Source organism: Actinoplanes sp. NPDC048791, from assembly GCF_040650095.1.
In the GTDB taxonomy this organism is placed as follows: Bacteria; Actinomycetota; Actinomycetes; order Mycobacteriales; family Micromonosporaceae; genus Actinoplanes.
In genome coordinates, this window is record NZ_JBEZGQ010001651.1 from 1 (window position 1) to 1,217 (window position 1,217).

The window sequence follows — 1,217 nt, forward strand, 5'->3', positions numbered from 1 at the left end:
ACACCACGAACCGATCCACGCCGACCCGTGAGGTGTGGCAACACCTGGCCGCCAACGTCCCGGCTTGACCTGGCTGGACAACGCGGCAGCCTGGTCCAGGCTGCACGGCGGCTTCGACCCCGAGTCCGCCGCGCCGGTGGTGCGCGGCTGGATCCGGCTGGCCTACCGCGGCGGCAGCCTGCTCGGCCGGTTGCGGGTCAGCCCGGCCACCGTCACCGCCTGCGGGCTGTTGCTCTGCCTGGCGGTGCCGTTCGCCGCCCTGCTCGGCCGCTCCGGTCTGCTGCTCGGCGCGCTGCTGGTGCTGCTGGCGGGTTTCGCGGACGCGCTCGACGGCGCGGTGGCCGTGGTGACCGGCCGGACCAGCCGGCTGGGTTTCGTCTACGACTCGGTCGCCGACCGGCTGGGTGAGCTGGCCTGGCTGGCCGCGTTCTGGGTGGCCGGGGTGCCGGGCTGGCTGGTCGCGGCCGGCGCGGCGGTGAGCTGGCTGCACGAGTACGTGCGGGCGCGCGCCGCGGCCGGCGGCATGGACGGCCTGGGCATCGTGACGCTGGGGGAGCGCCCGACCCGGGTCTCGGTGGCCATCAGCGGGCTGCTGGTCGGTGGGGTCGCCGGCCTGGTCCACCCCGGCTGGGAGACGACGGTTGTGCTGGTGGCGGCGATCGTGTGGCTGGCCCTGGGCGCGATCGGGCTGGTCCAGCTCGTCGTCGCGGTACGCCGCGAACTGTCCGCCTGACGGATCTTTATTCGGTTGTCCACGATGGCGCCGGCCCCTACCTTTCTCAGCAACGACGTGTCCCGGATCACCGGGGCCAAAGGGAGATACACGTGACTGCCTTCCGGCACGAGAGCAGGGCTGACGGCCCCGGTTGAGCGCGCCCGCGCCGACCGGCCGCCGTTCGTCCCTGTGTCCCGGGACGGACGGCTTTTTCGTGCCGAGCCGGCCGATGCCGGTGACACAGGGAGGTGACCCGCGATGAGTGTGGTCCTCGTACTCAACGCCGACTTCGGGCCACTGCACCGGGTCAGCGTCCGGCACGCCATCCGCATGCTGTGCCGTGAGGTGGCGGTCGTGCAGGAGGCGCAGCCGGACGCCCGGATGGGTGTCTTCCCGATCCCGACCGTCGTCCGCCTGGTCAGCTACGTGGTGACGCGCTGGCGGCACGGCCGCGGCCCAGGCTGGTCCCGCGGCGGCGTGCTGACCCGCGACGGCCGGCGCT

General features: G+C 73.5%; 1 protein-coding gene and 1 pseudogene. Both read left to right on the plus strand.

The features are described from left to right. Nucleotides 1-64: 64 nt before the first annotated feature. The gene (locus tag AB0C29_RS49315) at nt 65-733 is read left to right on the plus strand and encodes a CDP-alcohol phosphatidyltransferase family protein (RefSeq protein WP_360835416.1); all 669 of its coding nucleotides are present in this window, start codon (nt 65-67) and stop codon (nt 731-733) included. A 240-nt stretch (nt 734-973) separates the two neighbouring features. Continuing rightward, nucleotides 974-1,217 (plus strand): annotated as a pseudogene (locus tag AB0C29_RS49320) (HNH endonuclease); the annotation flags it as partial.